This is a genomic window from Streptomyces sp. NPDC050147 (assembly GCF_040660195.1).
In the GTDB taxonomy this organism is placed as follows: Bacteria; Actinomycetota; Actinomycetes; order Streptomycetales; family Streptomycetaceae; genus Streptomyces.
Window position 1 is genome coordinate 201759 of sequence record NZ_JBFALJ010000003.1, and the last position, 26454, is coordinate 228212.

The 26454-nt window shown below is 71.9% G+C and carries 26 protein-coding genes; 10 read left to right on the plus strand and 16 right to left on the minus strand.

Annotation, left to right across the window (positions count from 1 at the left end; translation table 11 throughout):
* Positions 1-35: 35 nt before the first annotated feature.
* Both AB0I94_RS07475 and AB0I94_RS07480 read right to left on the minus strand, forming a co-directional pair.
* Positions 36-1688, minus strand: a complete 1653-nt coding sequence (locus tag AB0I94_RS07475; RefSeq protein WP_363308485.1) for an amidohydrolase — start codon at positions 1686-1688, stop codon at positions 36-38.
* A 77-nt stretch (positions 1689-1765) separates the two neighbouring features.
* Positions 1766-3205, minus strand: a complete 1440-nt coding sequence (locus tag AB0I94_RS07480; RefSeq protein WP_363308486.1) for a cytosine permease — start codon at positions 3203-3205, stop codon at positions 1766-1768.
* Positions 3206-3419: 214 nt separating this feature from the next.
* Between AB0I94_RS07480 and AB0I94_RS07485 the strand changes: the two genes are divergently transcribed.
* Together AB0I94_RS07485 and AB0I94_RS07490 are read left to right on the plus strand one after the other, a co-directional pair.
* The gene (locus AB0I94_RS07485; protein WP_363308719.1) at positions 3420-3989 is read left to right on the plus strand and encodes a TetR/AcrR family transcriptional regulator; all 570 of its coding nucleotides are present in this window, start codon (positions 3420-3422) and stop codon (positions 3987-3989) included.
* A 65-nt stretch (positions 3990-4054) separates the two neighbouring features.
* Positions 4055-4336, plus strand: a complete 282-nt coding sequence (locus AB0I94_RS07490; protein WP_363308487.1) for a hypothetical protein — start codon at positions 4055-4057, stop codon at positions 4334-4336.
* Here AB0I94_RS07490 and AB0I94_RS07495 read toward each other — a convergent pair.
* Together AB0I94_RS07495 and AB0I94_RS07500 are read right to left on the minus strand one after the other, a co-directional pair.
* Positions 4311-4580 carry a hypothetical protein gene (locus AB0I94_RS07495; RefSeq protein WP_363308488.1) on the minus strand — a complete coding sequence of 90 codons (270 nt, stop codon included), beginning with the start codon at positions 4578-4580 and terminating at the stop codon, positions 4311-4313. The genes AB0I94_RS07490 and AB0I94_RS07495 overlap by 26 nt on opposite strands.
* An 89-nt stretch (positions 4581-4669) precedes the next feature.
* Positions 4670-6172, minus strand: a complete 1503-nt coding sequence (locus AB0I94_RS07500; RefSeq protein WP_363308489.1) for a cytochrome P450 — start codon at positions 6170-6172, stop codon at positions 4670-4672.
* A gap of 108 nt (positions 6173-6280) precedes the next feature.
* On the opposite strand from AB0I94_RS07500, the gene AB0I94_RS07505 reads away from it, so the two are divergent.
* The gene (locus AB0I94_RS07505; RefSeq protein WP_363308490.1) at positions 6281-6892 is read left to right on the plus strand and encodes a helix-turn-helix domain-containing protein; all 612 of its coding nucleotides are present in this window, start codon (positions 6281-6283) and stop codon (positions 6890-6892) included.
* A gap of 60 nt (positions 6893-6952) precedes the next feature.
* On the opposite strand, the gene AB0I94_RS07510 is transcribed toward AB0I94_RS07505, so the two are convergent.
* The 6 genes from AB0I94_RS07510 to AB0I94_RS07535 all read right to left on the minus strand — a co-directional run bounded on the left by AB0I94_RS07510 (position 6953) and on the right by AB0I94_RS07535 (position 12808).
* On the minus strand, positions 6953-7144 hold the full coding sequence (locus AB0I94_RS07510) for a DUF5999 family protein (protein ID WP_363308491.1): 192 nt from the start codon (positions 7142-7144) through the stop codon (positions 6953-6955).
* Between the two features lie 122 nt (positions 7145-7266).
* Positions 7267-7731: a hypothetical protein gene (locus AB0I94_RS07515; RefSeq protein WP_363308492.1), complete on the minus strand. Its 465-nt coding sequence runs from the start codon at positions 7729-7731 to the stop codon at positions 7267-7269.
* Between the two features lie 13 nt (positions 7732-7744).
* Positions 7745-8380 carry a hypothetical protein gene (locus AB0I94_RS07520; RefSeq protein ID WP_363308493.1) on the minus strand — a complete coding sequence of 212 codons (636 nt, stop codon included), beginning with the start codon at positions 8378-8380 and terminating at the stop codon, positions 7745-7747.
* A 193-nt stretch (positions 8381-8573) separates the two neighbouring features.
* Entirely contained in the window at positions 8574-9848 is a 1275-nt protein-coding gene (locus tag AB0I94_RS07525) for a helix-turn-helix domain-containing protein (RefSeq protein WP_363308494.1), read from the minus strand.
* A gap of 382 nt (positions 9849-10230) precedes the next feature.
* Complete coding sequence (locus tag AB0I94_RS07530; protein WP_363308495.1) at positions 10231-10659, minus strand: hypothetical protein; 429 nt, start codon at positions 10657-10659, stop codon at positions 10231-10233.
* A 121-nt stretch (positions 10660-10780) separates the two neighbouring features.
* Positions 10781-12808 carry an AAA family ATPase gene (locus AB0I94_RS07535; RefSeq protein ID WP_363308496.1) on the minus strand — a complete coding sequence of 676 codons (2028 nt, stop codon included), beginning with the start codon at positions 12806-12808 and terminating at the stop codon, positions 10781-10783.
* A gap of 293 nt (positions 12809-13101) precedes the next feature.
* Here AB0I94_RS07535 and AB0I94_RS07540 point away from each other — a divergent pair, with 293 nt between their 5' ends.
* The 3 genes from AB0I94_RS07540 (at position 13102) to AB0I94_RS07550 (ending at position 16306) form a co-directional block, all read left to right on the plus strand.
* A complete protein-coding gene (locus tag AB0I94_RS07540; RefSeq protein WP_363308720.1) occupies positions 13102-14808 on the plus strand; it encodes an ABC transporter ATP-binding protein in 1707 nt (568 codons plus the stop codon).
* A gap of 75 nt (positions 14809-14883) precedes the next feature.
* Positions 14884-15435 (plus strand): DinB family protein, encoded by a 552-nt coding sequence (locus AB0I94_RS07545; RefSeq protein WP_363308497.1) that lies wholly within the window; start codon positions 14884-14886, stop codon positions 15433-15435.
* Between the two features lie 79 nt (positions 15436-15514).
* The gene (locus AB0I94_RS07550) at positions 15515-16306 is read left to right on the plus strand and encodes a methyltransferase domain-containing protein (RefSeq protein WP_363308498.1); all 792 of its coding nucleotides are present in this window, start codon (positions 15515-15517) and stop codon (positions 16304-16306) included.
* A 39-nt stretch (positions 16307-16345) separates the two neighbouring features.
* Here AB0I94_RS07550 and AB0I94_RS07555 read toward each other — a convergent pair whose 3' ends face one another.
* Entirely contained in the window at positions 16346-17011 is a 666-nt protein-coding gene (locus AB0I94_RS07555) for a TetR/AcrR family transcriptional regulator (RefSeq protein WP_363308499.1), read from the minus strand.
* Between the two features lie 132 nt (positions 17012-17143).
* Here AB0I94_RS07555 and AB0I94_RS07560 point away from each other — a divergent pair, with 132 nt between their 5' ends.
* Positions 17144-17704, plus strand: a complete 561-nt coding sequence (locus tag AB0I94_RS07560; RefSeq protein ID WP_363308500.1) for an NAD(P)H-dependent oxidoreductase — start codon at positions 17144-17146, stop codon at positions 17702-17704.
* A 53-nt stretch (positions 17705-17757) separates the two neighbouring features.
* Here AB0I94_RS07560 and AB0I94_RS07565 read toward each other — a convergent pair whose 3' ends face one another.
* Positions 17758-18579 (minus strand): DUF1963 domain-containing protein, encoded by an 822-nt coding sequence (locus AB0I94_RS07565; protein WP_363308501.1) that lies wholly within the window; start codon positions 18577-18579, stop codon positions 17758-17760.
* A 207-nt stretch (positions 18580-18786) separates the two neighbouring features.
* Between AB0I94_RS07565 and AB0I94_RS07570 the strand changes: the two genes are divergently transcribed.
* Together AB0I94_RS07570 and AB0I94_RS07575 are read left to right on the plus strand one after the other, a co-directional pair.
* Positions 18787-20106 (plus strand): MFS transporter, encoded by a 1320-nt coding sequence (locus AB0I94_RS07570; protein ID WP_363308502.1) that lies wholly within the window; start codon positions 18787-18789, stop codon positions 20104-20106.
* 10 nt (positions 20107-20116) lie between these two features.
* Entirely contained in the window at positions 20117-20581 is a 465-nt protein-coding gene (locus AB0I94_RS07575; RefSeq protein WP_363308503.1) for an SRPBCC domain-containing protein, read from the plus strand.
* Between the two features lie 5 nt (positions 20582-20586).
* Here the strand turns inward: AB0I94_RS07575 and AB0I94_RS07580 are convergent, their stop codons facing one another.
* From AB0I94_RS07580 to AB0I94_RS07590, 3 genes are all read right to left on the minus strand, one after another.
* Complete coding sequence (locus tag AB0I94_RS07580) at positions 20587-21276, minus strand: YoaK family protein (RefSeq protein ID WP_363308504.1); 690 nt, start codon at positions 21274-21276, stop codon at positions 20587-20589.
* Positions 21277-21338: 62 nt separating this feature from the next.
* The gene (locus AB0I94_RS07585; RefSeq protein ID WP_363308505.1) at positions 21339-22898 is read right to left on the minus strand and encodes a carboxylesterase family protein; all 1560 of its coding nucleotides are present in this window, start codon (positions 22896-22898) and stop codon (positions 21339-21341) included.
* Positions 22895-23971, minus strand: a complete 1077-nt coding sequence (locus tag AB0I94_RS07590; RefSeq protein WP_363308506.1) for an MBL fold metallo-hydrolase — start codon at positions 23969-23971, stop codon at positions 22895-22897. Before AB0I94_RS07590 ends, AB0I94_RS07585 begins: the two co-directional genes overlap by 4 nt.
* 138 nt (positions 23972-24109) lie before the next feature.
* Here AB0I94_RS07590 and AB0I94_RS07595 point away from each other — a divergent pair, with 138 nt between their 5' ends.
* The gene (locus AB0I94_RS07595; RefSeq protein WP_363308507.1) at positions 24110-25102 is read left to right on the plus strand and encodes a helix-turn-helix transcriptional regulator; all 993 of its coding nucleotides are present in this window, start codon (positions 24110-24112) and stop codon (positions 25100-25102) included.
* Here AB0I94_RS07595 and AB0I94_RS07600 read toward each other — a convergent pair.
* Entirely contained in the window at positions 25099-26403 is a 1305-nt protein-coding gene (locus AB0I94_RS07600) for an ROK family transcriptional regulator (RefSeq protein WP_363308508.1), read from the minus strand. The genes AB0I94_RS07595 and AB0I94_RS07600 overlap by 4 nt on opposite strands.
* Positions 26404-26454: the final 51 nt, after the last annotated feature.

Here is a 26454-nt window from a genome sequence, read left to right on the forward strand (position 1 = left end):
AGTGCTGCACAGGCTCGTCCACCCGCACCAGGGCCCTAGCCCCGCACCACTTCCCCGCCCACCACCACGACCTCGGCCCTCGTCCCGGGGATGTCCTCGGGGCGCACCCGCAGAATGTCCCGCGACAGCACGACGAAGTCGGCCAGCTTGCCCACGGTCAGCGAACCTCGGTCATTCTCAAGGAAGTTGGCGTAGGCAGAGCCCATCGTGTAGCCGTGGACGGCTGTTTCCACGTCGAGCGTCTCATCCGGCTGCCAGGCCTCACCACCGCCGAGGGGGCGCCGGGTGAGCGCGGTGTAGATGCCCGCCATCGGGTCCATCTCGGCGACGTTCCAGTCGCTGGAGAGCGCGAGCACGGCCCCCGCCTCGTGCAGGCTCCGCATGGGCCAGGCCTTGTGCCACCGGTCGGCGCCGACGTTCTCGGCCCAGTCCTGGCCCGGCCCCGCGATCTCGGGGGCGCAGTGGCGCGGCTGCATGCAGGCGACGACGCCGAGTTCCGCGAAGCGCGGGGTGTCGGCGGGGTCCAGGCACTCGACGTGCACGATCTGGTGGCGGGCGTCGCGCGGTCCGTTGAGCGCGCGGGCGTGCTCGACGGCGTCCAGGACCGTGCGGATGCCCCGGTCACCGGTGGCGTGCACGAAGCACTGGAAACCGCGGGCGTCCAGCTTCGCGAGCAGCTCCGCGAACTCGTCCGCGGGGTAGAACGTGTCGCCCCTGTGCCGTCCGCACCCGGAGTAGGGCTCCAGGAGCGCGGCCGTTCGGGGCTCCACGACATCGTCGATGTACAGCTTGAGCGGCCCGACCCGCAGTCGGTCGTCCGCGAACCGCCGTGCGGCGTCCGCGAAGTCGTCCAGGTCCGCGTCGGACGTACCGCGCGGATGGAAGAGCGCCGCGACGACGCGCGAACGCAGTCGTCCCTCCGCTCGGGCGCGGGTGAACAGCTCAAGGTCGTCCAGGGAGTTCTGCGGTTCGACGACCGTCGTGATGCCGTAGCCGATCGCGTCGTCCAGGCTCTTGGCCAGGCGCCCGTACTGCCGGTCGGGCGACGCCCACGGCAGGCCGAGCTCGCGCAGCGCGCGGTGCCCGTCGCGGGAGAGACCCTTGACCGCGAAGTCCTTGATGAAGCCGGTGGGTTCGCCCGTCGCCGGATCGGTCTCGGCGCGGCCGAACGGCAGTGACGTACGGTCGCGGTCGACGCCGAGACGGCGCAGGGCGGCCGTGTTGAGCCAGGCGGTGTGGACGTCGTAGCTCAGGACGAAGGCCGGGGTGTCGCCGGTGACGGGGTCGAGGTCGGCGGCGTTCGGCATGCGGCCGCCGGGGATGGCGGAGTAGTCGAACGCCTCGGCCTCGATCCAGTCGGCGCCCGGATTCTGGGAGCGCCAGGCGCGGATGCGGTCGTGGATCTCGTCGAGGGTGCGGGCACCGGCGAGCTGCACGCAGGCGTCGTCGGAGCCGAGGCGCACGTGGTTGTGGGCGTCGATGAAGCCGGGCAGGACCAGCCGTCCGCCGCCGTCGACGACCCGTGTTCCCGCGCCGGTCCAGGCGTCCGCCTCCGCGTCGGGCCCGAGCCAGGCGATGCGCCCGTCCAGGACGGCGAGCGCCTCGGCCGCGGGGAGGTCCGGGTCGACGGTGTGGATGCGGGCGCCGCGCAGGACGAGGTCCGCGGGCCTGGGAGTGGTGCTGGTCATGAGAGGTGAACTCCTGGAGCGGTACGGGTGGTACGGGTGGGTCATGGCGGGCGTACGAGCAGTGCGCGAAGGGCGCTTCAGACGGAGACCGGCGGGACCGCGGGAACGCTGCGGCGGGCCAGCGCCCAGTACGTGAGCGCGGCGACGACCGAACCGAGCAGGGTGAGGTCACCGCCACCGAGCGGCGCGACCAGCGGCCCCGTCCACAGCTCCGAGTCGCAGGTCAGCGCCGCGAAAGACATTCCGGCGACCAGGGCGGCCATCCCGGCGGGGTGGAAACCGGCCCGGTACCAGTAGGCCCCCTCGCTGCCGGTGGTGTGCAGGGCCCCGGTGTCGTACCGGCAGCGCCGCAGCAGCATGTCGGCGAGGAACACGCCGCCCCACGGTGCGAACACGATGATCAGGAGCGAGAGGAAGCTGAGCAGCGACTCGGTGAAGTCGGTCAGGAACAGCGCGCCGAGCGAGCCGAGCCCCGTGACGACGACGCTGATGACGATGGCCTTGGCGCGGCTCCACGGGATGCCGAGCACCTGGAGGTTGAGGCTGGAGGAGTAGAGCGTGAGGATCGAGTTGGTGATCGAGCCGCCGAGCACGAGCAGCAGGAACACCGGCTGGAACCAGCCCGGCAGCAGCTTCTCCACCCCCGCGACCGCATCCGTCATGTCGGCCTGCGTGGCGGCCGCGACGCCCGCGACACCGAGCGCCACGGAGGAGACGAGGCCGCCGAGCGCGCCGGTGACGGTGATGGAGCGCAGTGAGGTGTCCCGGGGCAGGTAGCGGGTGTAGTCGGCGGGCATCGGCAGGTACGAGAAAGGCCCCGCGAGCATCACCACGAACGCGAGCGTCCAGCCGGAGAGGCCCGCCCCGCCGCCCGCGACCGCGCCGAACTCGGCGTCGGGCAGCACGAAGACGAGCAGCACCCCGAAGCCGGCGGCCAGCACGTACGCCATCCAGCGTTCGGCGAGCTGCACGGTGGCGTGCCCCCACATGGCCACGGCGAAGGTCATCGCGAGGGTCACCGCGAGGGCGAGCGCGCGTGCCGCGTCACCGCCCGCCCAGCCGAGGTCGGCGAAGAGGGCTTCGAGGGCGAGCGTGCCGACCACGGTGTTGACGATGGTGTAGCCGATGGAGACCACCCAGTTGAGCAGCCCGGCGGGGAAGTTCCCGAGGACGCCGAAGGCGGCGCGGGAGATGACGAGGGTCGCTGTGCCGGTGCGGATGCCGCTGAGGCCGGCCGCGCTGATCACGAAGAAGGAGAGCCCGCCGATCACGACCACGGCGGTGGCCTGCCAGAAGCTGAGGCCGAAGCTGACGGCGAGGGCGCCGTTGATGACGTAGGTGAAGGTCAGGTTGGAGCCGAACCAGAGCCAGAACAGATCCTTGGCGCCGCCGTGCCGGTCCTCGTCCGGTATCGGGTCGATGCCGTGGGTCTCGACGCGGAACACCTCGTCGCTGGTGACGCCGGTGCCGATCCCGGAGGTCGTCGTCCCGGTGGAAACCGGGGCCTGTTGCGTCATGCGGGCACCTCACTCTCCGGCACCCAGAGTTTGAATGCCGTTCTATGACCTAGAACGGCATTCAAAATGCGCCACGGGTCGGGGAGCCGTCAAGACCCTGCGGGAAATCGGTCGCGGACAGCGGGGATAGGGTCGGCGGGTGGAGCGGGACGCGGGGACCGGAACGGGAGCAGGCGTGGCACGACGGCGGGACGGGCAGGTGGCGCGGGACCGGATGCTGGAGGAGGCGATGACGGCGATCGCCGAGAACGGCCTCGCCGCGCTCACCATGTCCGCCCTCGCCGAGCGTCTCGGCACCAGCGGCGGCCACATCCTGTACTACTTCGGCAGCAAGGACCGCCTGTTCCTGGAGGCGCTGAGCTGGAGCGAGGCCGCGCTCACCGAGGAGCGGCGCGCGCTGCTCGCGGGCCGGGCGGCGCCCGCCCGGAAGCTGGACCGCTTCCTGCGGATGTATCTGCCCAAGGGGCCGCGTGACCCCCGCTGGATGCTGTGGATCGAGTTGTGGGCGCGCACCGGTGCCAATGAACCGCTCCGTACGGCCCAGGAAGAGCTGGACCGCGGCTGGCAGGCGGATCTTCAGGCGCTGCTCACCCAGGGCGCGGCCAAGGAGGTCTTCGCGGTGGACGACGCCGCGGGCCGGGCCGGTGAACTCCTCGCCCTCCTCGACGGACTGAGTACCCGTGTCGTCCTCGGGCAGCGCGGCGCCGACCGCAAGGGGGCCCTCGCCTCCGCGCGCTCGGCGGCCGAGCGGCTCGTCGGGCGCCCCGAGGCGACCGGTCCGTAGCCCGAGCGGCCGAACGGGCAGGTCGTGACGGTCATGACGGAGCCGGAGCGTGGAAGCCTCCACACATGACCGAAAGCGCATACCTCTACATGCCGAATCCTCGGATCACGGTCCTTGGCGTCAATCCCGGCCGGCCGCCCTTTCGCATCGTCGAGCTCGACGGCGAGGTGGTCGGCGAGGCCAGGGAACTTGTCGACGTCCTGGAGGTGGCCGCTCAGGCGGGTCTGGTGGTGCACGACGTGGACGACCCGGATCAGGTGCGCTGGGTGGGCGGCGACAAGTTCACCTGGAAGCCGAAGGAACCGACGGGGCCCGAGGAGCCTAAGAAATCGATGGAGCCGAACTAGCCGAAGCGGGGCACGCCAGGGGGTCGGGGTGGTCGGCACCGAGGTCGTAGATCCTGTCCAGGAGCTCGGCCTCGTTGCCCGTCAGGCCCGCGCGGCGCAGGGCCTCGTCCGCCTCCGCCATGGGCCCGGCGAGCAGTGAGGCCGCCGCGGCCGGTGAGGGACCGGACAGTGCGGCGCGTGCGGTGTGCAGCAGCCGCAAGCAGGCCTGGGCCGCTGCCAGTTCCGGGGTCGGCGTGCTGGTCATGTCGAGAGCTCCTCTGCGCGGGGTCACAAGGACCGGTGGCTCGCACCGGTGGACCCTCCACTCTTGCGCACAGGTCTGACAATTGGGCTTCAGGCGGCCGCGGCGCGGCGGGTGAGCCGCAGCGTGAGGCCTTCCGGCATGAGGGTGAGGCGTTCGACGACCCGAAGGCGATAACCGGGGTCGGCGTGCAGGTCGTAGCGGCGCAGGAGCAGGCCGAGGACCAACGTCGCCTCGTGCAGCGCGAACTGCCGGCCGATGCAGGCCCGCGCGCCCGTGCCGAACGGCTTGAAGACGTGGGCGGGCCGTGCGCGTACCGCCGAAGGGGCGAACCGGTCGGGGTCGAACTCCTCGGGCCGCTCGCCCCATGCCGCCGGATCGCGGTGCAGCAGCGTGGCGAGGACGAGGGCCCAGGCGCCCTCGCGCATCGGGTGCGCGCCGCCGAGCGTCGTGTCGTGGCGGGCCTGGCGCGAGAAGCCGGGCGCGGTCGGCCACAGCCGCAGTGACTCGTCGAGGACGCGCCGCAGATAGCGGAGCTTGGCGACCTGCTCGTACGCGGGCTCCTCGGCGTCACCCCAGATCTCGTCGACCTCCGCCTGGGCGCGGGCAAGCACTTCGGGGGAGCGCGAGAGGTAGTGCAGGGCGAACGACAGCGCGCCCGAGGTCGTCTCATGCCCGGCGACCAGGAAGGTGATGACCTGACGGCGGATGTTCTCGGCGGAGAGTCGCTCTCCGGTGTCGGGGTGGGCGACCTCCAGCATCCGGTCCAGCAGATCGCCGTCACCGGGGCCGGAAGCGGCGCGGCGGGCCGCGACCACGTCGTCGACGGTGCGGTTGAGGTAGGCCATGTCGCCCGCGTTGCGCCGGGTGGCGCCGCGCAGCAGCAGCGGGGCGAGCGCGGGCGGCACGACGTTGCGGCGCTGGGCGTGGGAGAGCGTGCCGACCATGGCCGATACGAAGGGGTGCGGCCGGGACCGCTCGAAGGAGCCGAAGTCGTGCCCGAAGCCGGTGCGGGAGATCGTCTCCAGGGTCAGTTTCGTCATGTCGCCGGGCACGTCCACCGACCTGCCGGCCTCTGCGCGGGCGTCCCAGCGGGCGGTCAGCTGCCGGGCGACGTCCAGCATCAGCGGGTGGTAGCCGGCCATCGCGTCGCGGCTGAAGCCCGGCGCGAGGATGTCGTGCGCCAACTGCCAGTTGGGCTCGTGGTTGTACGCGGTGAACAGGCCGTCACCGGCCACCGGACGCAGGTTCGCGACACCGAGGCCCACGTGTTTGGCGAACCGCGACTCGTCGGCCAGTTCGGCCGCGAGGCCGGCGCCCCAGACGAAGACGATCTCCTTGCCGAACGCCTTGCGGCGGAAGATGGGGCCGAGGCCGCTGCCGATGCGCATCGAATCCTGCACCGGCGTACGGACGTTGGCGCCCAGGACGTCACCGATCAGGGGCAGGCGGCGCGGCGGGTGCGGTATGAGGTCGAGCCGCGGCCACCCGAGCTCGGCACTGCGGAACCCCTTGGGGGGAGCGCCGGCGGGCCCGTCCGCCCCGGCCGTCTCAGCGCCCTTCGCCACCCGCGATGCCTGCGACGCCTGCGCCATGTGTGCCATCTCCCTTGAGCCGCAGACCCGTTGAGCCTGTTGTACGCGGATTCAATAAGGGCTTCAGTCTGATCCCGCTGTTGAATCCACGTCAAGTAAGGTGCTGCCATGGCCGCGAACCCGCAGGAGCGCACGCGCCGCAGACTCAGCACCGAGGAGCGCAGGGAGCAGCTGCTCTCGGCAGGTGCGCGGCTCTTCGCCCAGAATCCGTACGACGACGTCTGGGTCGAGCGGGTCGCGGAGATCGCCGGCGTCTCGCGCGGCCTGCTGTACCACTACTTCCCGACCAAGAGCGACTTCTTCGCCGCCGTGGTGCGGCGCGAGAGCAGGCGCATGCTGCGTCTGACGGCGGCCGTGCCCGGAGTCCCGGTCCGCGACCAGATCGGTACGGGCCTCGACGCGTTCCTCGCATACGTCGAATCGCACGCGGAAGGCTTCCGTGCCTTCCACCGGGCGGAGGAGACGGGCGACGCCACCGTCCGGAGGATCTACCGCGAAGGCCTGGCGGCCCACGAGGACCAGATCCTCCAAGCCCTCGCCGCGGACCCCGAGACAGCGTCCACCCCGCACGAACTGCCCACCCTGCGCCTGGCGGTGCGCGGCTGGCTCGCCTTCATGGTGACCGTCTGTCTGGAGTGGCTCGATGAGCCGGAGCTGCTGCCGCGCGCACAGGTGCGGGATCTGTGCGCGAGAGCGTTGCTGGGTGCGATCGCGCCGTGAGGTGATCCCTGCGGTATCAGGCTCTGGAACGCCTGCCCCGCGCTGGTGGGGTGCCCGCGGTCAGGCCGCCATGGCCGGCGGCCTCGCCGCGGCCACCACTCGTCCGTCCGGGAGCAGTTCGCCCGCGTCGTCGAAGACGATGGTGCCGTTGCACAGCAGGCTCCAGCCCTGTTCGGGGTGGGCGGAGAGGATGCTGGCCGCGAGGTGGTCAGGGCTGTCGGCGGGCGGGCACGGGGGCTGGTGGGCGCACATGGTGTACCTCCGGGTGGGGGACGCGAACCTCGCGCGGCCCGGTCTCTTCGCGGTTTCTCCTTGCATGAGTTGAGACTTTCCGGAGGGACTCAACTCATCGGCCGAGGAGGCTGCTTGTGCCCTCAGGTGGGGAGGAAACCGGCCCGGAAGTGCGCCCGGAGTGTGGTGCGTGACGACGCGTCCCCGTCCGTGAGGCGGCCCGCGGCCCAGAGGAAGAAGTCGTCCCCCTCCGCGTCCATCCAGTCGTACGTCGGATCGAAGGGGCCGGGATCCGGTGCGGGGTAGAGCAGTTCGAGCGCCGTGCCCCGTGCGTCCTCGACCGTGAAGCGGCGGGTGCCGTTGGGGCCGGTCGACTGATGGGCCCACGCCGCTGCGCAGTCCCAGCGGCGTCGGCCGAACTGGAACCAGAGGGCCGGAGTCTCGTCGGCGGGGTCCGCGTACAGCGCCGCCGCCCCTGCCTCGCCCGCGTGGACGAAGCCGTGGCAGCGGCCGGACGAGGGGGACAGGAGCCCCGTGCGGGGGTCGAGGGCCCACGTCCGGCCGTGGTGGTCGTAGTCCTGAAGCGGCAAGGGCTTTTGAAGCAGCATGGACGTCAGGGGCTCAGGCGCGCGGCGGAATGCCGAGTTCCTGGTCGACGGCGGTGCTGGTGCGGGTCGCCGCCTCGATGACCGCGGCCCAGCTGCCGTACTTGGCGAACTGCTGGTCCGCGGTCGGGCCCAGGGGGTTGCCGTACTTCTTCATGTTCCGCTCCTCCAGGGCCTCTACCTGCGCGGGCGTCATCCCGGCGCGCGTGATGTCCTTGGCATCGTTGCGCATGTCGACGAGGACGCGGGCGATCTCCTCGTCGGAGCGGCCCTCCTCGCGCATACGGTCCGCCACGCGCTCCATGGTGTCCAGAAGCTGGTGGTAGCGCAGCCGCACCTCACGTGCCCGCTCCCGTTCCTCCGGGCTCATCTGCCGGATCAGACAGACCGCGGGGTCCTTGCTGGTGCAGGGCTCTTCGGTGGCGGGCGGCGGGGCCTGCAGGCTGGTGGCGGACGGGGCGTACGGCACCAGGGCGTCGGCATGGGCGTGTGCGGGGGCGAGCAGGGTGCCGCTGAGGGTGGTGAGCAGGGGGAGGAGGAAGAGGACGACGAGGCGGGGGAGGAGCCGCGAGGGAATCCGGGGTGTGACGGGAGCATTGGGTGTGACGGTCACGACCGTTACGTCGGATACGGCCATGGGGCGGGCAGGCACGTAAGAACTCTCCTTCGCCTGGGAGTTGGGGCGAAGGGGACATTACGGCGCGATAACCGCCGCGAGCGGCCACCCCCGCGGCGCGTCCGGGTGACGCACGACGCGACGCACGACGTGACGTACAAGGTGGCGTACGAGCTGATGCGCGAGGCGAGCTGCGAACCGACGCGCCCGGCTCGCCTTGTGCGTCGGCTCAGCGCACCGAGTCCGCCTCACCCGCGGCCGGCCGCAGGCTCAACGCGTGCAGCGCCAACTGCATCTCGAACTGCGCCACCGGGTCGTGCAGCCGGTCGCCGAACACCTCGTCCAGCTGCCGCAGGCGGTAGCGGACCGTCTGCGGGTGCACGGCGAGACGTGTGGCGACCTCGCTCGCGTTGTGTCCGCACCGCAACCAGCACAGGAGGGTCTCCGCGAGGCGCTCGCGCTGCGGTGAGCGCACCCCCTCCAGCGGCAGCAGATGCCGCTGGGCGAGCGCGTCGATCAGCGCCTCGTCATGGAAGAACAGCAGTGTCGACAAGTGATCGGCGCAGTGCAGCAGGCCCGCGCGGGGCAGGATGCCGCGCCGGGACAGCTCAAGGGCGTCCAGTGCCCAGCGCAGCGAGCGCGCGCCTTCGTGCAGTGCGACCGTGGGACCGATCACCGCGCGCAGGCCCTGCAACGCGGCGGCGATCGAGCGGGCCCGCCCCGGCCCCTCCGGGTCGGGCACCACGATGCGGCCGGGCTGCTCGGTCAAGCGCGCGAGGAACTCCGGCGGGACGATGGGGCTGACGGTCTCCGGGGCCAGGGTGTGGTCGATGACGACGACCGCCACCTCGCGCGGAATGGGCCACTGGGCGGCCTGCGCGAGATCGGCGATCGCATCCGGCGACGCGGGAGGATCGGCGGTCAGCAGGTCGACGAGGCGGGCGCGACGCTGCTGCAGTTCGCCCGCGGCGTGCAGCCTGGCCTCCGTGTAGCCCGCGGTCGTGGCCGCGGCCATCTCGTCGAGGTGGAGGAACAGGGCCTCACCGAAGGCGGCGAGGACATGCCGTGGCAACAGGTCGGCGTCGACCAGGGCGTTGACCCGGCGCCAGGTGACGCGTGCGCCGAGGCGCAGCGCGGACTGGAAGGAGTCGAGGCTGCGGCCCTCGTCCGCCTCGCCCCTGCCGATGTTCTGGTACGTGGCCTTCACCGACACCCAGTCGGTGTCCGGGTGGGCCATCCGGGCGAGAAACCCCTCGAGGGCCTGCTCCACGCCCCGGTTCACGACATGCATGTACGTGTCGTCGGTCGGGCGTGCGTACTCCGGGATCTCCGTGCGGATCGCCCGCACCACCTCCGATGTGATGTCGTCGAGGAACGGCCTCACGTGATCGTGGAGGCCCGAGGGGAAGGCCCTGAACGCGGCGTACGACTCCTCTGCCGGGGTGCCCGCGGGCACGGGGGCGTCTGCCGGGGGTATGCCGGCGGGCAGCGTCGAACCGTTCACCTGGGGTGCTCCCTCTGCGCGCGGGGGACAAAGGTTTGGTGAAGACACCGCCACGGGTCCGTGGCGGCCCGTCGAGGACGGACAGACATGATGCTGCCTCCTGACACCCGGCTGACAAGAGGCTGCGTGTGCGAACTAGGTCACGGCCGCAGGCAATTGCCGAACCCCGGCTCGCCCCCGAACCGGTCACCGACCCGTGCGGGTGTGTCGTCCTCGGTGAGTTGTCGGACTCCGCCGAGGAACGCGCCCGTCCGTGACCCGCTCCTCCTTGGCCGGCTGGTGCGCGTTGGGTCTTGCCGCGCTGCGCGCTCACTGCCCGGTGCCTTCGGCGACGGCTCCGTGGAGGGTGCGCGACGAGGGCCCGCCTCGTCTCTGTCCGGCCTCAGCGGACCGTCACGTAGACCACGGGCGAGATGGCGCGGCCGCCGACGATACGCAGGGAGTTGCGGCCCTTCCAGCCGAGCTTGACCCGCATTTTGTACACCCCGGAGCGCGCCGTGTACACCGACGCGGGCAGTGACACCCAACGCTTGCCCTGCTTCTGCTGCAGCGTGACGCGTGTGCCCGGCCGCATGTTGCGGCCGACGCCGTAGATGTGGAAGTTCTTCCACGCGCGCACGGTGCGCACGGTGGCCTTCGCCGTCAGCGTCGGACGCGGGGCCGCGGCCGTGGCAGCGCCGGGCGCCTGCGAGGTGTGCGGGCTCACGGCGCCCGCACCGGGCACGGCGGGGCCCGTCAGCACGGCGAGGGCCGCGATTCCCGCCACCGACGTGTACTTCACCGATGCGTACGTCAGCTTCGACCGATTCACACGCTCGCTCCGTTCGCTGGCTTCCGGGTGCGCTGGCCTCCGGGTCGAACCATGTGTAGACCGCGGAAGGATGAACGAATCAGATGATCGGGTGTGTTTCCCGGAATTTGACCCGACTGCCTCAGGGGCCCGGTGGATCCCAGCCGCACGGCGGTGTCCACTCGACTCCGCCGAGCGCGGGGCCGTGTTCGATCGCGGTGATCAGCTGATGGACCGAGGCGGCGCCCAGCGGTCCGGCCACGGATTCGACTCCGGCGAGCGCCTTGTGCGCCCGGCGCCAGGCCCGGCTGCGCCGGCCGCGCAGATGCTCGACGAGGGCGTACGCGTACTGCGTCATGGAGCGCGCCCATATGTCGTGCCGCGTCTGTGTGCCCGCCGACGCGCGGCGGACACTGCGCAGGGCGTCGGCCGGGCGGACGTGCGCCTGCGCCACGGCGAGCTCGGCCCAGCTGACCGCGGCGGGCGGGCCGTGGTCGGCGTGGACGGGGACGGTGTGGGCGGCTTCCCGCAGATGCTCGATGGCGCGTTCCGTCGCGCCGTCGCGCAGCGCGATGACGCCTTGGACGTGAGCGACCCGGCCGACGGTCGCGTCGTCCCCGCAGAGCACGGCGACCCGCCAGGCCTGGCTGAGAAGTTCCTCGGCCTCCGGCGCTCCCGTGCACGCCGCGAGCCAGCCGGCCAGCCACAGGGCCTGACCGCCAACCGGGGTGTCCGCGCGGCCGAGTGGCAGCAGCCGCCGCAGATGCTCCCGCCCCTCCGCGGCGTGTCCGCAGACCGCCCACCAGAACCACAGGTCCACGACCATGCCGAGGGCGGTCGCGCTCCGGTCGGCGCTGTCCGGGCCCCGCTCCAGTGCGGCCCGCAGGTTCGGCTCCTCGTCGCGCAGCAGCAGGGTCGCCCGCTCGTGCTGTCCGGTGCTCCACAACTGGTGGGCCTTCGAGGCGACGTCGCGGTACCAGCTGAGGTGGCGGGTGGCCGCCGCGACCCTCTCGCCCACGGATTCGAGGCGTTCGGCGCCGAAGCCGCGGGCCGCCGTCGGCAGCCGGTAGCGGGGCGGCAGCACGCCCCCGGGGTCACGTACGGGTTCCAGCACCGAAGCCAGGACGAGGCGTGCGAGACAGGACGCCACCCGCGCCTGGTCCAGTCCGCCCCCCGCGCACACGTGGACGGCGGCGTCCTCGTCGAACTCGCCCGCGAAGACGCTGAGCCGCGCCCAGACGGTGCGCTCCTCCTGCCCGCACAGCGCGTAGCTGGCGCCGACGGCGGCCCGTAAGGACCGGTGCCGCCGCAAGGGCGCCTCCGGCTTGCCGAGCCACCCCTGGCCGAGCCGCAGCATGTGTGCGAGCCGCGCCGGTGGATGCAGCGCGCTCTGCGCCGCGGCGAGTTCCACCGCGAGCGGTACGCCTTCGAGCCGAGCGCAGATGTCACTCACGGCGCGCAGTTCGGCTTCGTCGGGTGCGGCAGGGGAGGGCGCGGCGGCGCCCGGGGCCGTCCGCACGGTCGCCCGGCGCCCGGCGCCGCGGGCCCGCTCCATGAAGAGCTCCACCGCGGGCCCCGGTTCCTCCGCCGTGCCGGGTGCGCCTACGGGGAGCGGCCCAAGGCGCAGCACCAACTCCTGCCCCAGGCCGAGCGGTTGCCGACCCGTGGCGAGAACGCGCACGCCCGGCGCGCGCAGCAGCAGCGACTGCACCAGGCGTAGGCACTCATCGCGTACGGGATCGAAGTCATCGAGAACGACGAGCACCCTGCGCTCCCCGAGCCGCGCGATGAGCTCCGCTTCACTGAAGTCGCCCCGTGCCCCGGCGCTTTGCCGGCCCGCGGCTCCGGTCGGCTCGTGACCTTCCGTGGCTGCCGGCGTGCTGGGCTCGCCTCCGGCTGCGGGCGGCCCCCCGTCCGTCTCCCCGTCCATGGCCTCGACCACCGCCCGCGCCGCCGACCGGCCTTGCGCGGGAGCGCCGTCCCACCACCGTACGATGACGACGCCGTCCGTCAGTTGGCTGCCCACCGCCGCCGCGGCGTGTGCCGCGAGGACGCTCTTGCCGACGCCAGGGCCGCCCGTCACCGTCACCAGTCTGCTCTGGGCCAGCAGGCGGCGGAGTCCCGACAGCTCATCGGCCCGGCCCAGCAGGCCACCCCCGCGAACATGCACTCGCCCTGTCATCCCCTTCATCCCCGGGCCCTCCCATGCCGCGAGCCCTGCCGCCCGCCCCGCGCCACACTCGCCCTGCAGAATCGTCTCTGCAATGAATTCGACAAATCCTCTAACTCCGTGTCCGGTTCTGGGTTACGGGGCGAAGCCCCGGGCGGCCGGTCAGGTAGATCACTGTCTCCGGCGTCCTGCCTTACGTGACCAAGAACAAGCCGCAACAGCCGGCCGACGAAAGACCGGCCCCGGACAGACCGGGGCAGGAGCGGCTCTCCGCGGGGGAGACCTGGCGGGCGCTGTACCGATACTTCCGCCCGCACCGCTGGGTCGTCGCGTTCGGCGCCCTGTGCACCCTGATAGGCGCCGCGACCGGCCTCGCCCAGCCGCTCGCAGCGAAAGCCCTGGTGGACCGGCTCGGCAGCGACGACTCGATCACCGGGATCATCCTGCTGCTCACCGCGCTCGTGGTGCTCGGCACCGCCATCGACTCCGTCGGCGCGTACGTCCTCGAACGCACCGCCGAATCCGTGGTGCTCGCGGCCCGGCGCACCCTGATCGGACGGCTCCTGCGGCTGCGCCTGCCGGAGGTGGAGCGCACCCAGCCCGGTGATCTGATGTCCCGGATCACCTCGGACACGACGCTGCTGCGCGCGGTCACCACGCAATCCGTGGTGTCCGCCGTCGCGGGCGGTCTCTCCTTCATCGCGACGATCGTGATGATGGGCCTCATGGACGTCGTCCTGCTCGGCGTCACCCTCGGCGTGATCGTGCTGATCGGCGGCGCGGTGGCCCTGGTGATGCCGAAGATCGCTCAGGCGACCGAGCGGGCCCAGGAGGCGGTCGGCACGATCTCGACCGCGCTGGAGCGGGCGTTCGGCGCGTTCCGCACGCTCAAGGCGTCGGGCGCCGAGGAGCGCGAGACCGCCGCCGTGCGGGCCGCGGCGCAGGAGGCCTGGCGGCATGGGGTGCGCTCCGCCAAGTGGCAGGCGGTGGCGTGGAGTTCGGTCGGCTTCGCGGTGCAGGTCTCCTTCCTCGCCGTCCTGGGCATCGGTGGCGCGCGCGTCGCGTCCGGCGCCATCTCGGTCTCGACGCTCGTGGCCTTCCTGCTCTTCCTCTTCTACCTGATCGACCCGGTCTCGCGGCTCGTCGAGGGCGTCTCGCAGTATCAGGTCGGCTCCGCGGCCATCGCGCGGATCGTACGGGCCGAACGCCTGGAGACGGAGGACCTCACCGAGCCCGCGGCGGGCGCGAGGCGGCGCGGTCCCGCCGCGGTCACCTTCGAGGACGTGACCTTCCGCTACCGGGACGCCCTTCCGTACGTCCATCACGGCGTGAGCTTCGACATCCCGGGCCCCGGCATGACCGCCTTCGTCGGCCCTTCGGGCGCGGGCAAGACCACGGTCTTCGGCCTGCTGGAGCGGTTCTACGACGCCACGGGCGGCCGCGTCCTCGTCGATGGCCGTGACGTGCGGCAGTGGCCGCTCGCCGAACTGCGTTCCGTCATCGGCTATGTGGAGCAGGACGCGCCCGTCCTCGCGGGGACCCTGCGCGAGAACCTCCTGTTCGGTGCGCCCGGCGCGACCGACGAGGCGATCGCGGACGTGCTCGTACGCGCCCGGCTCGACACCCTCGTCGACCGGCTTCCGGACGGTCTGGAGACGCTGGTCGGCCACCGCGGCTCCCAGTTGTCCGGCGGCGAACGCCAACGCGTGGCGATCGCGAGGGCACTCCTGCGCACACCGCGCCTGCTGCTCCTCGACGAGGCGACCTCGCAGCTCGACGCCGTGAACGAACTGGCCCTGCGCGACGTCGTCGCGGAGGTCTCCCAGGAGGTCACGGTCCTCGTCGTGGCGCACCGCCTTTCGACGGTGACGCTGGCGGACCGGATCGTGGTGATGGACGCGGGGCGGGTCCATGCCTCCGGCACCCACGAGGAGTTGGTGGCGTCCGACCCTCTGTACGGAGAGCTGGCGGCGACGCAGTTCCTCGCCACGTCGGCATGACCGCGCGACCGCATGACCGCACGGCCGCCGAAAATTGCTGGCCCGGGACCTGACGCCCAGGATTGGATGGTGCGCATGACCAGCGGACGCAGGCGAGCGGGACTGTTCGTCGACGAAGAGCGGGACGGCCGACTGGCCGCGCGCACCACCGGCGACGAGCGGCTCATGCTCGTCGATTTCCTCGCGGCCCAGCGCACGACGCTCGAGTTGAAGTGCGCCGGTCTGGAGGCCGAGTTGGCCCGGCGGTCCGTGGAACCCTCCACGCTCTCGCTGCTCGGCCTCGTCCGACACCTCGCCGACGTGGAGCGCCGCTGGTTCCGGCGCGTGCTCTGCGGTCAGGACGCGCCGCTCCTCTTCGGCACCGACGCCGACCCCGACCAGGACTTCGACGGCGCCGACCCCGAACCGGCCGTCATCGCTGCCGCGTGGGACGCCTGGCGCTCGGAGGTGGCGTTCGCCGACCGCCTCGTCGCCGAAGCGCCCGACCTCGACATCGAGGGCGATGACGGATGGCGCGGAACGGTGTCGCTGCGCTGGGTGCTCATCCACATGATCGAGGAGTACGCCCGGCACAACGGCCACGCCGACCTGCTCCGCGAGCGGATAGACGGCGCGATCGGCGTGTAGAGGTGACTGCTTCTCTCCGCCGGCACACCGCAGGCAGACGACTGACGACGACCCTTCTCAGTAGCCACGGAGATCATTCATGACGGCCCTGGACAACCTCGTACGCCCGGACCGCTACCCGCGCTCCTCCGGCTACGACCCGGCCTGGGTGCTCGGCCTCGACATGGGCCCCCACCCGCTGTGGCTCCTGGAGAACCTCGCGGAGGATCTCGATCTGCGCCCCGGGATGCGCGTGCTCGACCTGGGCTCCGGCAAGGGCGCGACCTCGGTGTTCCTGGCCCGCGAGTACGGCGTCGAGGTCGTCGCCGCCGACTGGTGGATCGCCGCGGACGAGGCGGCGGCCGTCTTCGCCGAGGCCGGGGTGGGGGACCGGGTGGAGGCCGTGCGGGCGGAGGCGCACGCCCTGCCGTTCGACGAGGAGAGCTTCGACGCCGTCGTGAGCATCGACGCCTTCGAGTACTTCGGCACGGCGGACAACTACCTGCCGTACCTGTTGCGATTCCTGCGCCCGGGAGGGCAGTTGGGCATGGCGACTCCCGCGATGACCCAGGAGATCCGTGAACTCGGCGCGATCCCGCCGCACATCAAGAACCTCGTCGGCTGGGAGGCGCTCGCCTGGCACACGGCCGAGTGGTGGCGCTTCCAGTGGGCGATCACCGACCTGGTGACGGTCACCTCCGCACGCCTCCAGGAGGACGGCTGGCAGGACTGGCTGCGGTGGACGCGGGCCTGCGCCGAGCACCTCCCGGACGGCCGGGCGGCGAACCAGCCGGTGCTCGACATGCTCACCGCCGACGAGGGGAGGTTCCTCACCTTCGCCCTGGTGAGCGCGTGCAAGAACGGAGCGCCGTCCCGGGCCGCGGCGGGGTGAGGCACCACCGGGCGGCAACGGCTCTGCCGGACGGCGGGATCAGGCGGCTGAAGACGGTGACGTCACAAGACGGGTGACGAGGTCGTGCCATCCGGCCTCCACGCGGTCGAGCGGCATGCCGCGCTCGACGGTGAGGTGGTGCACGAGGACCCCGTCGATGGACCCGAGCAGGGTGTGCGCGAGGAGTTCGGCGTCGCCCGCGACACCGGCCTGGCGCAGCAGCATCGTGACGTGCGTGAGCCGCAGCCGGTTCGCCGGGACGGCGTAGGTGCGCAGCGGGTCGGTCCGTGAGGACAGGATCAGTTCGTGATGGTCGCGCTCGTGGCGGATCAGGGCGGGCCCGAACGCGTGCAGGCGCTCCAGGGGCGGGGCGTCGGGGCCCAGCGGGGCGGGGCCGGAGAGGAAGGCGGCCTGGAGCTGCTGCTCGCGGTGGTCGAGCAGGGCGACCAGGAGCCCGCTGCGGTCACCGAAGCGCCGGAAGACGGTCCCTTTGCCGACCCCCGCCGCCGTGGCCACCGCGTCCATGGTCAGCTGCGCGGCACCGCATCCCGCCATCAGCTGTGAGGCGGCGTCGAGCAGCCGCGTGCGGTTGCGCGCCGCGTCGGCCCTCAGCGACGGCGGCTCGCCCACCGGGGTGAGCGCGAGCTCGGTCGCCCCGACCGGTCTGTCGGGCGAAGGGAGGGGTGGGGTATCGGAGCCGGTCATGGATCCAGCGTAGCGCCCCGAGCCACTAAGTGGACCGCGGTCCGGATTGGTGGTACAACTTTAAACGGACCCCGGTCCGCTTGCTCCGTATCCCGTATAGAGACCCCGCCCACCCTTTTCAGGAGTTACGCCATGTCTGTACGCATCGTCGCCCTCGTCGGCAGCCTCCGCGCCGGCTCGCACAACCGCCAGCTCGCCGAAGCCGCGGCCAAGCACGCACCCGCGGGTGTGGACGTCGAGCTGTTCGAAGGCCTTGCGGACGTGCCCTTCTACAACGAGGACGTGGACGTCGAGGGCGGCGTCCCGGCCGCCGCGGCCCGCCTGCGCGAGGTGGCGGGGAGCGCCGACGCCTTCCTCCTCTTCTCGCCGGAGTACAACGGCACCATGCCCGCCGTGCTCAAGAACGCGATCGACTGGCTGTCCCGCCCGTACGGTGCCGGCGCGATCTCCGGCAAGCCGGTCGCCGTCGTCGGCACCGCCTTCGGCCAGTACGGCGGCGTGTGGGCGCAGGACGACGCCCGCAAGGCCGCGGGCATCGCGGGCGGCGTGGTCGTGGAGGACGTCAAGCTGTCCATCCCCGCCTCCCTGACCCGCTTCGCCGAGACCCACCCGGCCGACGACACCGAGGTGGCCACGGCCCTCACCGAGGTCGTCACCCGCCTCACCCAGCAGGCCACGCCCGCCGCGGCCTGACACCGCCGCCGCGCCCTGCCGGGGACGCTCCGGCCGGGCACGTCCCGGCCGGGCTAGGCGCAGTCGACGCGGTGGGCGACCGGACGGCCAGGACAGGTGAGGCACTCGAAGAGGTAGACCCCACCCATGTCGCCGAACATCATCCCCGCGCTTTCGTAGCGCACCTCGCGGTCCTCGACGGGAGTCCAGGCCCGCGCTGAACCGGCATCGCTCTCGGTGCTCTCGAACGTCAGCAGGTGCTCCATCGGCCGGCCGCACTCCGTGCAGGCCGGCCACTGCGGGTCCTGGCCCCACGCGGGGTAGCCGCCCAGCTTGGTACCCGGAGCGGTGGAGAGGTGGTACTCGTAATCCCAGCCGGTCTCCGCCAGGACCTGCTGGATCCGTGGCTCCAGGGCGTCCCACAGGTCGTCCGCGAGGTCCCAGCCGGGGTACTCCGTCACCCTTTCCGGATGTACGACGCAAGGGCGCGGCACGTAGTTCTCGTGCCGTTCGGTAGGCGCGGGCGGAGCGTCGAGCACCTGCCGCACCTCGCCCGCCGCCCGCCAGTGGACCCGGGGGACGACCCACGGACCGTCGCTGTGCCGGCGCGGGCACCACAGCACCTGGAGCACGTCACACCCCTCCGGGAAGGCGACGACGTCCGGGACATCGGCCCGGTAGATCTGCGCGACGGCCACCATCGGCGCCCCGCCGTGCTCGTCGCACACCGGCCACGGCTCCCGCTCGGGCCAGAGCAGCGGACCGCCGACGGAACTCTGGCGGTACGTCGGCCCGCCCGCGCGCGGGTGGAGCCGTACCGCCTCCTTCTTGTGGCGCACGACCTCGGGAAAGAGCCGCTCCACGTCCAAAGGGCGCGGCGGCGTGCGGCGGGTCATCCGCCCGAGGGTACGCGCACCCCGGAGAAAAGCACTTCCGTGCCGGAACGGCCGACCGCTAGCCTGCCGACAACGCCTACCCCTCGGAGAGTTGAGATGCCCGGTCGCTGAAGCGCGCGCTGACCTCCTGGTCGTCATCGACCTGTCATCGCGTGCTGCCCATGAGCTGCGGCACGGTGCATCCCTCTCTGCCTCAAGGGGCCCCTCGTGCCGTTCGCTTCCCGTGCCGTTTCCGCGCGTCGCCGGTCCAGCCTGTGGCGTGACGCCGACTTCCGCGCCCTCTGGTCGGGGCAGACCGCCTCGCAGCTCGGAGCGCAGGCCGGTCAAGTGACGCTGCCGCTCGTCGCCGTGGTGGCGCTCGACGTCGGTGCCGGTCAGCTCGGCGCCCTCCGCGCGGTGGAGCAGGCGCCGATCCTGCTCTTCTCGCTCTTCGCCGGGGCGTGGGTGGACCGTCGACGAGCCCGCGACGTGATGGTCCTCGCGGACCTGGGGCGTGCCCTCGCGCTCGCCGCGATCCCCCTCGCGTACCTGCTCGGAGTGCTCGGGGTCCCGGCCCTCCTCGTCATCGCCTTCCTCGTCGGTGCCCTCAGCGTGTTCTTCGACGTGGCCTACCAGGCCTCGCTGGTACGGCTGTTGCAGCGTGACCAGTTGCTGGTGGGCAACAGCGCGCTCGAAGGCAGCAGATCCGCGGCACAGATCGGTGGGCCCGCGCTCGGTGGCGCGATGGTGTCGCTGTTCTCCGCGCCGATCGCCACCATGGCCGCCGCGTTCTTCTTCGTGCTGTCCTTCGTGTCGATCCGTCGCATCCGCCGACGAGAAGTACTGCCGCAGGACGACCGCCCTCCGCGTGTCCGGCGACAGATCAGGGAAGGTCTCCGCTTCGTCGTCAAGAACACGTCGTTGCGGGCCGTGGGAGTTGCCTCGGCCCTCTTCCAGTTCTCGTTCGCGGCAGTGATGACCGTCTATCTGCTCTTCCTGCCGCGCGAACTGCACCTGTCGGGCATGGCGGTCGGCCTGGCGCTCGCCGCCATGGGGCCGGGCGCGGTGGTGGGCTCGCTGCTGGCGGCGCGGCTGCCGGAGAGGTTGGGCTACGGCAGGGTGGTGGTGGCCTCGGCGGTCCTCGCCGACGGTGTGATGCTCTGCGTTCCCGCCCTGCACGGATCCACGGCCGCCACCATCGGCTCACTCATGGCGATCAACTTCGTCTTCGGCGTCTTCGGTCAGTTGGTCAACGTCACGCTCATGGCCGTACGACAGGCCGTCACGCCCGTGCCGATGCAGGGACGGGTCGTCGCGACCATCAACTTCGTCGGGATGGGCCTGACGCCCTTCGGATCGCTGCTCGGCGGTTTCCTGGCCGGTGCGTGGGGGCCGCGCACGAGTCTGCTCCTGACCGCCGTAGGCCTGGCGCTGTCTCCCCTGTTCATGGCCCTGTCCCCGCTGGCGCGCCTGGGGCGCCGGCTCCCGGAAGAGGACGACGACTTGGCGCACGAGGACGACGTTCCGCGCGAGCGGCCGACGTCCTAGATTGGCTCTCATGTACTCGACACAGGTGTCCGGGCATGTGAACGCCCCGCGCGGGGCCGTCTATCAGGCGCTTGTGGACGAGGAGGCGATCGCGCGCTGGCGCGTCCCGGACGGCATGAGCAGTCACGTGCACGCCTTCGAAGCGTGGGAAGGCGGACGCTTCCGCGTCTCGCTCACCTACGACGGGCAGTCGGGCACCGGCAAATCGGCCGCGCACACCGACACGTACCACGGCCATTTCGCGAAGCTCGTGCCGGACGAGCAGGTGGTCGAGGTGCTCGCGTTCGAGACCGAGGACCCCGGCCTGAGCGGCACCATGACCATGACGACCACGCTCACCGACGCGGACGGCGGCGGAACCGATGTCCTCGTTCTGCACGAAGGAATCCCCGACAGCGTGCCCGCAGCCGACAACGAGACGGGGACGCGCATGGCGCTGGCGAATCTCGCCCGGCTCGTCGAGGAGGCGCGGTAGGCGGATCAGGTCGCACGTGGCGCGGTCGCGCCGGGCAGGGCCGCTGCCAGCGTGACGGCGGCGAGCAGGACGAGTGCGGGCGCGAGCGCGGCGGCAGTGCCGTGGTGGATCTGCAGCAGCCCGCCCGCGAGGGCGCCGGCGAACATCGCGGTGACGGACACGGCCCTGCGTACGGACGCCGGGCCGAGCCGGTCGGAGGCCAGCCCGGTCAGGGTGCGCGTGAGGACGGTGGTGGTGAGGTCGGGCACGGCGAGCTTGCCGACCACGGCGTTCTGCAGCCCCATGCCGAGCGCGAGCAGCACGATCAGCGCGTGCCTGGCGTCGGCGGCGAGGTCGAGCGACAGGGCCGCCGCCACGAGCACGGCGTGCGCGCCGACGAGGAGCGCGAACAGCCGCAGTGGCCGCACGACCCGTGGCGCGATCCGCCCGCCCGTCCACGCGCCCGCCACGAACGCCCCGACCGCGAGGAGCGAAGCCGTCGCGGAGAGCTGCACGTCACCGGCGAGCGCGAAGCCGAGGAAGACCACATTGCCGGTCATGTTGGCGACGAAGACACGGTCGAGACCCAGAAAGCTGACGGCGTCGACCAGACCCGTGACGAAGGTGAGCACGACGAGCAGCGGGGGCAGCACGCCGTGGTGGTCTTCGGTGTCGGGGAAGAGGAAGGCGGCGGACCGGTCGAGCGATGAGTTCATACCGTCTCTTCGGCAGGCACGGCCCACCGCCCGATCCGCCCCCGACCTGCCCGTCCTGCCGCTCACCGCCTCCAAACCCGGCGCACGTCACCGCGCGGGTCTTCGTGCACCGTCCAGCGACGGTCGATGACCGTCGTGATCCGGTGGCGGGTGTCGTACGGAGCCCAACCGGGGTCGCCGTGGCGGGCGAAGCGGATCCAGGCGGCGTGCATGCGGGGAGCCAGGTCGGGAGGCGGGCTGCCGGGGCCGAACAGGGAGCCGAAGCCGCCTGGTCGGGCCGGGTCGAGACCGAAGACGAAGGGGAGCTCCGTCGTGTGGGTGGCCCCGAGCAGTCCGTCGAGGGCGGGGGAGCGCCAGTCGAACCGGTAGCTGTAGGTGGTGCCGGAGGACCGATCGGCGTGAGCGTCGGCCAGGGCCCAGCTTCCGTTGCCGAACAGCGCGTCGCCCATGACGGCGGAGCGCAGCTGCCCGGGGGAGGCCCCGGGGTGCGCGGCGCGATAGGTGTCGACGAGCAAGTCCGGGTCGGGGTGGGAGCGTTCGGCCGCGGCGCGGACGTCGGCTGTCGTCGAGGCGGCGTAGGCGCCCGAGGGGACGAGATAGAGGCTGCCCTCGTCGGCGTTGGTGCCGATGAGGAGATCGACGTCGGCGCTGTCGGCTCCGGCGGCGATGGCGTCGGCGGGTTGCCGGTCCGCGACCACGCTGAACGGACTGAGCCCGATCAGCGGGTCGTACGCGGTCGTGGTCCGCAGGTCGATCCCGCCGAGCCGGGCCACCGCCCCGACCAGGCGTGCGTCGGAGACTTCCTCGAAGGCATCGACGTCCGGCGCGATGCCCAGGGCCGCCGTTGCCGCCTTCGTCACGCGGGCCGCCTGCTCGGTCGAGAAGGCGCCCAGGCCGCTGCCGCTCTGGATGATGGCGCGCCGCAGGAGACCCCTGCTCTCGGGGGCGGCGATGACGGCACCGGTGAGGGTGGCCCCGGCGGACTGGCCGAACAGGGTGACCTGGCCGGGGTCGCCCCCGAACTCGGCGATGTTCTCCCGTACCCAGCGCAGGGCGGCGAGGATGTCGAGGAGGCCGCGGTTGCGCGGCGCTCCGGGCAGGTCGAGGAAGCCGCTGATCCCCAGCCGGTAGTTGACGGTCACCAGGACGACACCGCTGCGTGCGAAGGCGGTGCCGTCATACAGGCTCGCCCTGGTCGACCCGGCCACGAAACCTCCGCCGTGCACGAAGACCATGACGGGCAGGGCCTGGTGCTGCTCCGGCTTCTGGTCCTGACTCGGGGTCCGCCCTCGGCGGGCGGGGCGGTCCGGGGCCCATATGTCGAGGGTGAGGTAGTCGTCGCCGGGCAGCCAACCGGGGCCGAAGTAGGGCGACATGTCGATGGCGCCCAGCTTCCGCTCGGCCTGCGGCGCGGTCGGCCCCGCCGTCGTCGCGTCCCGCACGCCCTTCCACGGGGCGTGCGGCTGCGGCGCGGCGAAGCGCCCGGTTTCGACCGGGGGCGCGGCGTACGGGACGCCGCGGAAGACGGTGAAGCCCTCGTGCCGTGCGCCCGCGACCTCTCCCTGACCGGTGCGTACGGTGCGGGCGTCAGCAGGGGACCCTGTGCGGCTCTGTGTGGTCATGCCTTCGCCACCAGACCCTCGCGACCTGCGTCTCCCTCGGCACGCACGTACGGCGCGTCTCCCTCCGCACGCCCGTACGGCGTGAAGGGCGCCCACCCCTTGATGGCGAACGCGCTGCCCGAGCGTTCGACCTCGGCGGCGCCGTGGCCGCCCAGGTGCGCGGGAACGACCAGCGCGTTGTGATCCGCGGCCCAGCCCAGGATCCGACGGCGCGTGGTGCGGGCGCCGACGGGATCCTCGCAGAAGCAGCTGTTGTGATCCGGATGGACGAGCTGGACGGGGCTGTGCAGCAGATCGCCGACGAAGACCGCGCGGTCCGTCCCGCTGACAAGGGTGAGAACGCTCGACCCCGGGGTGTGGCCGGGGGCCGTGTCGAGGCGCAGGTCGGCGTCGATCCGGTGGCTTCCTTCCCACAGGCGCACCTGGCCCGCGCGGTGCACGGGGGCGACGCTGTCCTCGAAGACGTTCTGGTTGCCGCGGCCGAGCAGCGGCTTGTGGCCGTTCTCGGGGTTCCAGAAGTCGTAGTCGTCCTTGGGCATCAGATAGGTGGCGTTCGGGAAGGTCGGCACCCAGTCCCTGCCGTCCAGGCGGGTGTTCCAGCCGACGTGGTCGACGTGCAGATGCGTGTTGATGACGATGTCGACGTCCTCGGGTGCGACACCGGCGCGCCCCAGGTCGGCGAGGAAGTCGGTGCGCAGGTGGCTCCAGACCGGGGCGTACGGGCGCTCCTTGTGGTTGCCGACGCCCGTGTCGACGAGAATGGTCTTCCCTTCGCTGCGCAACAGCCAGCTCTGCACCGCGGAGTTGACGATGTTGGTCCGCGGGTCGAGGAAGTGCGGCGGGTGCCAGGCGACATCGTCGCGCCAGGCGTCCTTCGGGACGGTGGGGAAGAATTGGCCGGGCGTCATGTCGACGGGGCCGTAGTACTCCTTGACGCGGGTGACGGTGACATTGCCGAGTTTGATCTGGTCCGTCTGGCCGATCTCGTTCGTCTGGCCCGCGGTCTGGCCCGCGGTCTGGCCCGTGTGGCGGCCCGTCTGACCCGTCTGACCCGTCTGATTCTTCTGTTCCATCGAGATGCTCCATGGCCGGGGATGGTGTGGGGCTTCGGAGCACCACCGTCGTCCTGTCCGCGCAGGTCAGCCAGACCCGCCGCTGCCTACCCCGGACAGGGTCAGGCTGCCGCACACGGGCCGGTGCAGACTGGGGACATGAGCGAACGAGGCCGACTCGGCGACTTCCTGTACGCGCGACGTTCCCAGCTGCGTCCCGCGGACGTCGGCCTGAGGGACTACGGCGACCGGCGACGCGTGGCGGGCCTGCGCAGGGAAGAGCTCGCGCTGCTCGCCGGGGTCAGCGCCTCGTACTACACGAGGCTGGAGCAGGGACAGTCGGTGGGAGCGTCCCCGGAGATCCTGGATGCCGTCGCGCGGGCGCTCTGCCTCGACGAGACGGAACGCCGGCATCTGCACGACCTCGCCGACGCCGGCAGGAGGCGGACCCCGGCCCGCCGGCCGCGAGCCGAGCAGGCGGGGGCCACCACGCTCCATCTGCTGAGCACCCTGGAGAGTGTTCCGGCAGTGGTCATCGGCCGTCGCACCGACGTGCTCGCCTGGAACCGACTCGGCCACGCGCTGTTCGCGGCACACCTGAGTCCCGACAGCCCCGAGCGGGCGTCGGAGCGCCCCAACCTCGCCAGAATGCTCTTCCTCGACCCCCACACCCGCGCGTTGTACGCCGACTGGACGGCGAAGGCCAAGGCCGTCGTCGAGAATTTGCGGATGGTCGCCGGGCGCCATCCCGACGACACGCTGCTGACCTCGCTCATCGGTGAACTGACCGTCAAAAGCCCGGAGTTCGCCACCATGTGGAGCGGCCACCGGGTGCACCCCTGCGACTTCGCCCGCTACGAGATGCGCCACCCGCTCGTCGGCACCCTCACCGTCACCCAGCAGAGCCTCAACCTCCCGCAGGCGGAGGGCCAGCACCTGGTGCTCGCCGTCACCGAGCCCGGCTCACCGTCGAGGGAGGCCGTGACCCTCCTCGGGCAAGCCATGACCGCCGACAACCCCCCGCGTACCGACAACCCCCCGCGTACCGACAACCCCCCGCGTATCGACAGCCCCCCGCTTACCGACGACCTCCCCCGTACCAACGGTGAACGGGTCGACGGAGCCAGGAGGGCGGACGTGCAACACCCCTAGGACGGCTGGCGCCCCTCCAAAGCCGTCTGCCAGCCCGGCAGTTCGGCCTCGCGCACCGGCGCGGCGCGCCGCCCGCCCCGCGCGAAGAAGTCGGCCAGCGGCAGCGTCGCGGCACCGACCGTCACCGCGTCCGGGCCGAGCCGGCCCAGGTCGATGGCGACGCGCCCCGCCGGGTAGGAGAGGGCGTAGGTCGGGATGTACCGCTTCACCGCGCTCAGGAAACGCTGCCCGAGCTGGAGCCCGGCCCAACCGCCGACGAGGATCCGCTCCGGCTGGAAGAGGTTGATCAGATCGGCGAGGCCCGCGCCCAGGTACTCGGCGGTCTCTTCGAGCACCGCCACGGCCGTCGGGTCGGCCGCACCGCCGCCCTGCGGGTACGCGGCGCCGAGCATGGCGGTGAGTGCGCTCTCCTCGTCCGTGCCCTGGGGCGGGCGACCGCCCGCCTCCTGCCACCGTTCGAGCAGTGCCTCCGCCCCCGCGTACGCTTCCAGGCACCCCAGGGCCCCGCACCGGCACCGTCTGCCCCGTACCCGCACGGTGAGGTGCCCCCACTCGAGGGCCCGGCCCTGCTCCACGTCCTCGGTGACGACGCACGCGCCGACGCCCGAGCCGAACAGGACGACCACCGCGTTGCGCGTCCCGCGCCCCGCGCCGAACCACATCTCCGCCTGGCCGAGCGTCTTGGCACCGTTGTCGATGAAGTACGGCGCGGAGGCCGGGAGCCGGGTCGGACCCCGGCCGGTCTCCCGCAGCAGGGATTCCAGCGGGACCGCGTTCCAGCCGATCGTCTGCCCGTGTACGACGGCACCGACTTCTCCGTCGCGCGCGACGATTCCGGGTACGCCGATCCCGACGCCCAAAAGCCCCTCCTCCGTGACGCCCCCGGCGCCGAGCACTTCTTCGATCCCGTCGCGGATGTGCCGCACGATGCCGCCGACGTCGTGGCCTTTCAGGGTCAACGGCCGCTCGGTACGGGCGAGTTCGGACAGGGACAGATCGAAGAGCTCGACGCGTACGCGGGTCTCGCCGACGTCCACGCCGATCAGCTGCCCGCGGCCGGGCGCGACCCGCAGCAGCGTACGCGGGCGCCCGCCGTCGGAATCCACGCTGCCCGCTTCCTCCACCCACCCCTCTGTCACCAGCTCGGCCACGACATTGCTGATGGAACCTGAACTCAGCCCGGTGGCGGGGCCGAGCGTGAAGCGGCTCATCGGTCCCTCGAAGTACAACCGCTGCAGTACGGCGGCGCGGTTCTCCCGCCGCAGGTCGTGCACCGTGCGCCCGTTGCGCTGCCCAGCCATGTGGTTCCTTCCGGCCTGCTCTGCCTCGAAGTTGGTTCTGTGCGACCCCTT

Coding starts and splice junctions, on each gene's coding strand:
- AB0I94_RS07575 (WP_363308503.1), top strand. CDS start 20,117: ATGTACTCGACACAGGTGTCCGGGCATGTGAACGCCCCGCGCGGGGCC.
- AB0I94_RS07490 (WP_363308487.1), top strand. CDS start 4,055: ATGACCGAAAGCGCATACCTCTACATGCCGAATCCTCGGATCACGGTC.
- AB0I94_RS07560 (WP_363308500.1), top strand. CDS start 17,144: ATGTCTGTACGCATCGTCGCCCTCGTCGGCAGCCTCCGCGCCGGCTCG.
- AB0I94_RS07545 (WP_363308497.1), top strand. CDS start 14,884: ATGACCAGCGGACGCAGGCGAGCGGGACTGTTCGTCGACGAAGAGCGG.
- AB0I94_RS07550 (WP_363308498.1), top strand. CDS start 15,515: ATGACGGCCCTGGACAACCTCGTACGCCCGGACCGCTACCCGCGCTCC.
- AB0I94_RS07595 (WP_363308507.1), top strand. CDS start 24,110: ATGAGCGAACGAGGCCGACTCGGCGACTTCCTGTACGCGCGACGTTCC.
- AB0I94_RS07510 (WP_363308491.1), bottom strand. CDS start 7,144: ATGTGCGCCCACCAGCCCCCGTGCCCGCCCGCCGACAGCCCTGACCAC.
- AB0I94_RS07515 (WP_363308492.1), bottom strand. CDS start 7,731: ATGCTGCTTCAAAAGCCCTTGCCGCTTCAGGACTACGACCACCACGGC.
- AB0I94_RS07485 (WP_363308719.1), top strand. CDS start 3,420: ATGCTGGAGGAGGCGATGACGGCGATCGCCGAGAACGGCCTCGCCGCG.
- AB0I94_RS07505 (WP_363308490.1), top strand. CDS start 6,281: ATGGCCGCGAACCCGCAGGAGCGCACGCGCCGCAGACTCAGCACCGAG.
- AB0I94_RS07495 (WP_363308488.1), bottom strand. CDS start 4,580: ATGACCAGCACGCCGACCCCGGAACTGGCAGCGGCCCAGGCCTGCTTG.
- AB0I94_RS07600 (WP_363308508.1), bottom strand. CDS start 26,403: ATGGCTGGGCAGCGCAACGGGCGCACGGTGCACGACCTGCGGCGGGAG.
- AB0I94_RS07500 (WP_363308489.1), bottom strand. CDS start 6,172: ATGGCGCAGGCGTCGCAGGCATCGCGGGTGGCGAAGGGCGCTGAGACG.
- AB0I94_RS07480 (WP_363308486.1), bottom strand. CDS start 3,205: ATGACGCAACAGGCCCCGGTTTCCACCGGGACGACGACCTCCGGGATC.
- AB0I94_RS07585 (WP_363308505.1), bottom strand. CDS start 22,898: ATGACCACACAGAGCCGCACAGGGTCCCCTGCTGACGCCCGCACCGTA.
- AB0I94_RS07580 (WP_363308504.1), bottom strand. CDS start 21,276: ATGAACTCATCGCTCGACCGGTCCGCCGCCTTCCTCTTCCCCGACACC.
- AB0I94_RS07475 (WP_363308485.1), bottom strand. CDS start 1,688: ATGACCAGCACCACTCCCAGGCCCGCGGACCTCGTCCTGCGCGGCGCC.
- AB0I94_RS07590 (WP_363308506.1), bottom strand. CDS start 23,971: ATGGAACAGAAGAATCAGACGGGTCAGACGGGTCAGACGGGCCGCCAC.
- AB0I94_RS07565 (WP_363308501.1), bottom strand. CDS start 18,579: ATGACCCGCCGCACGCCGCCGCGCCCTTTGGACGTGGAGCGGCTCTTT.
- AB0I94_RS07555 (WP_363308499.1), bottom strand. CDS start 17,011: ATGACCGGCTCCGATACCCCACCCCTCCCTTCGCCCGACAGACCGGTC.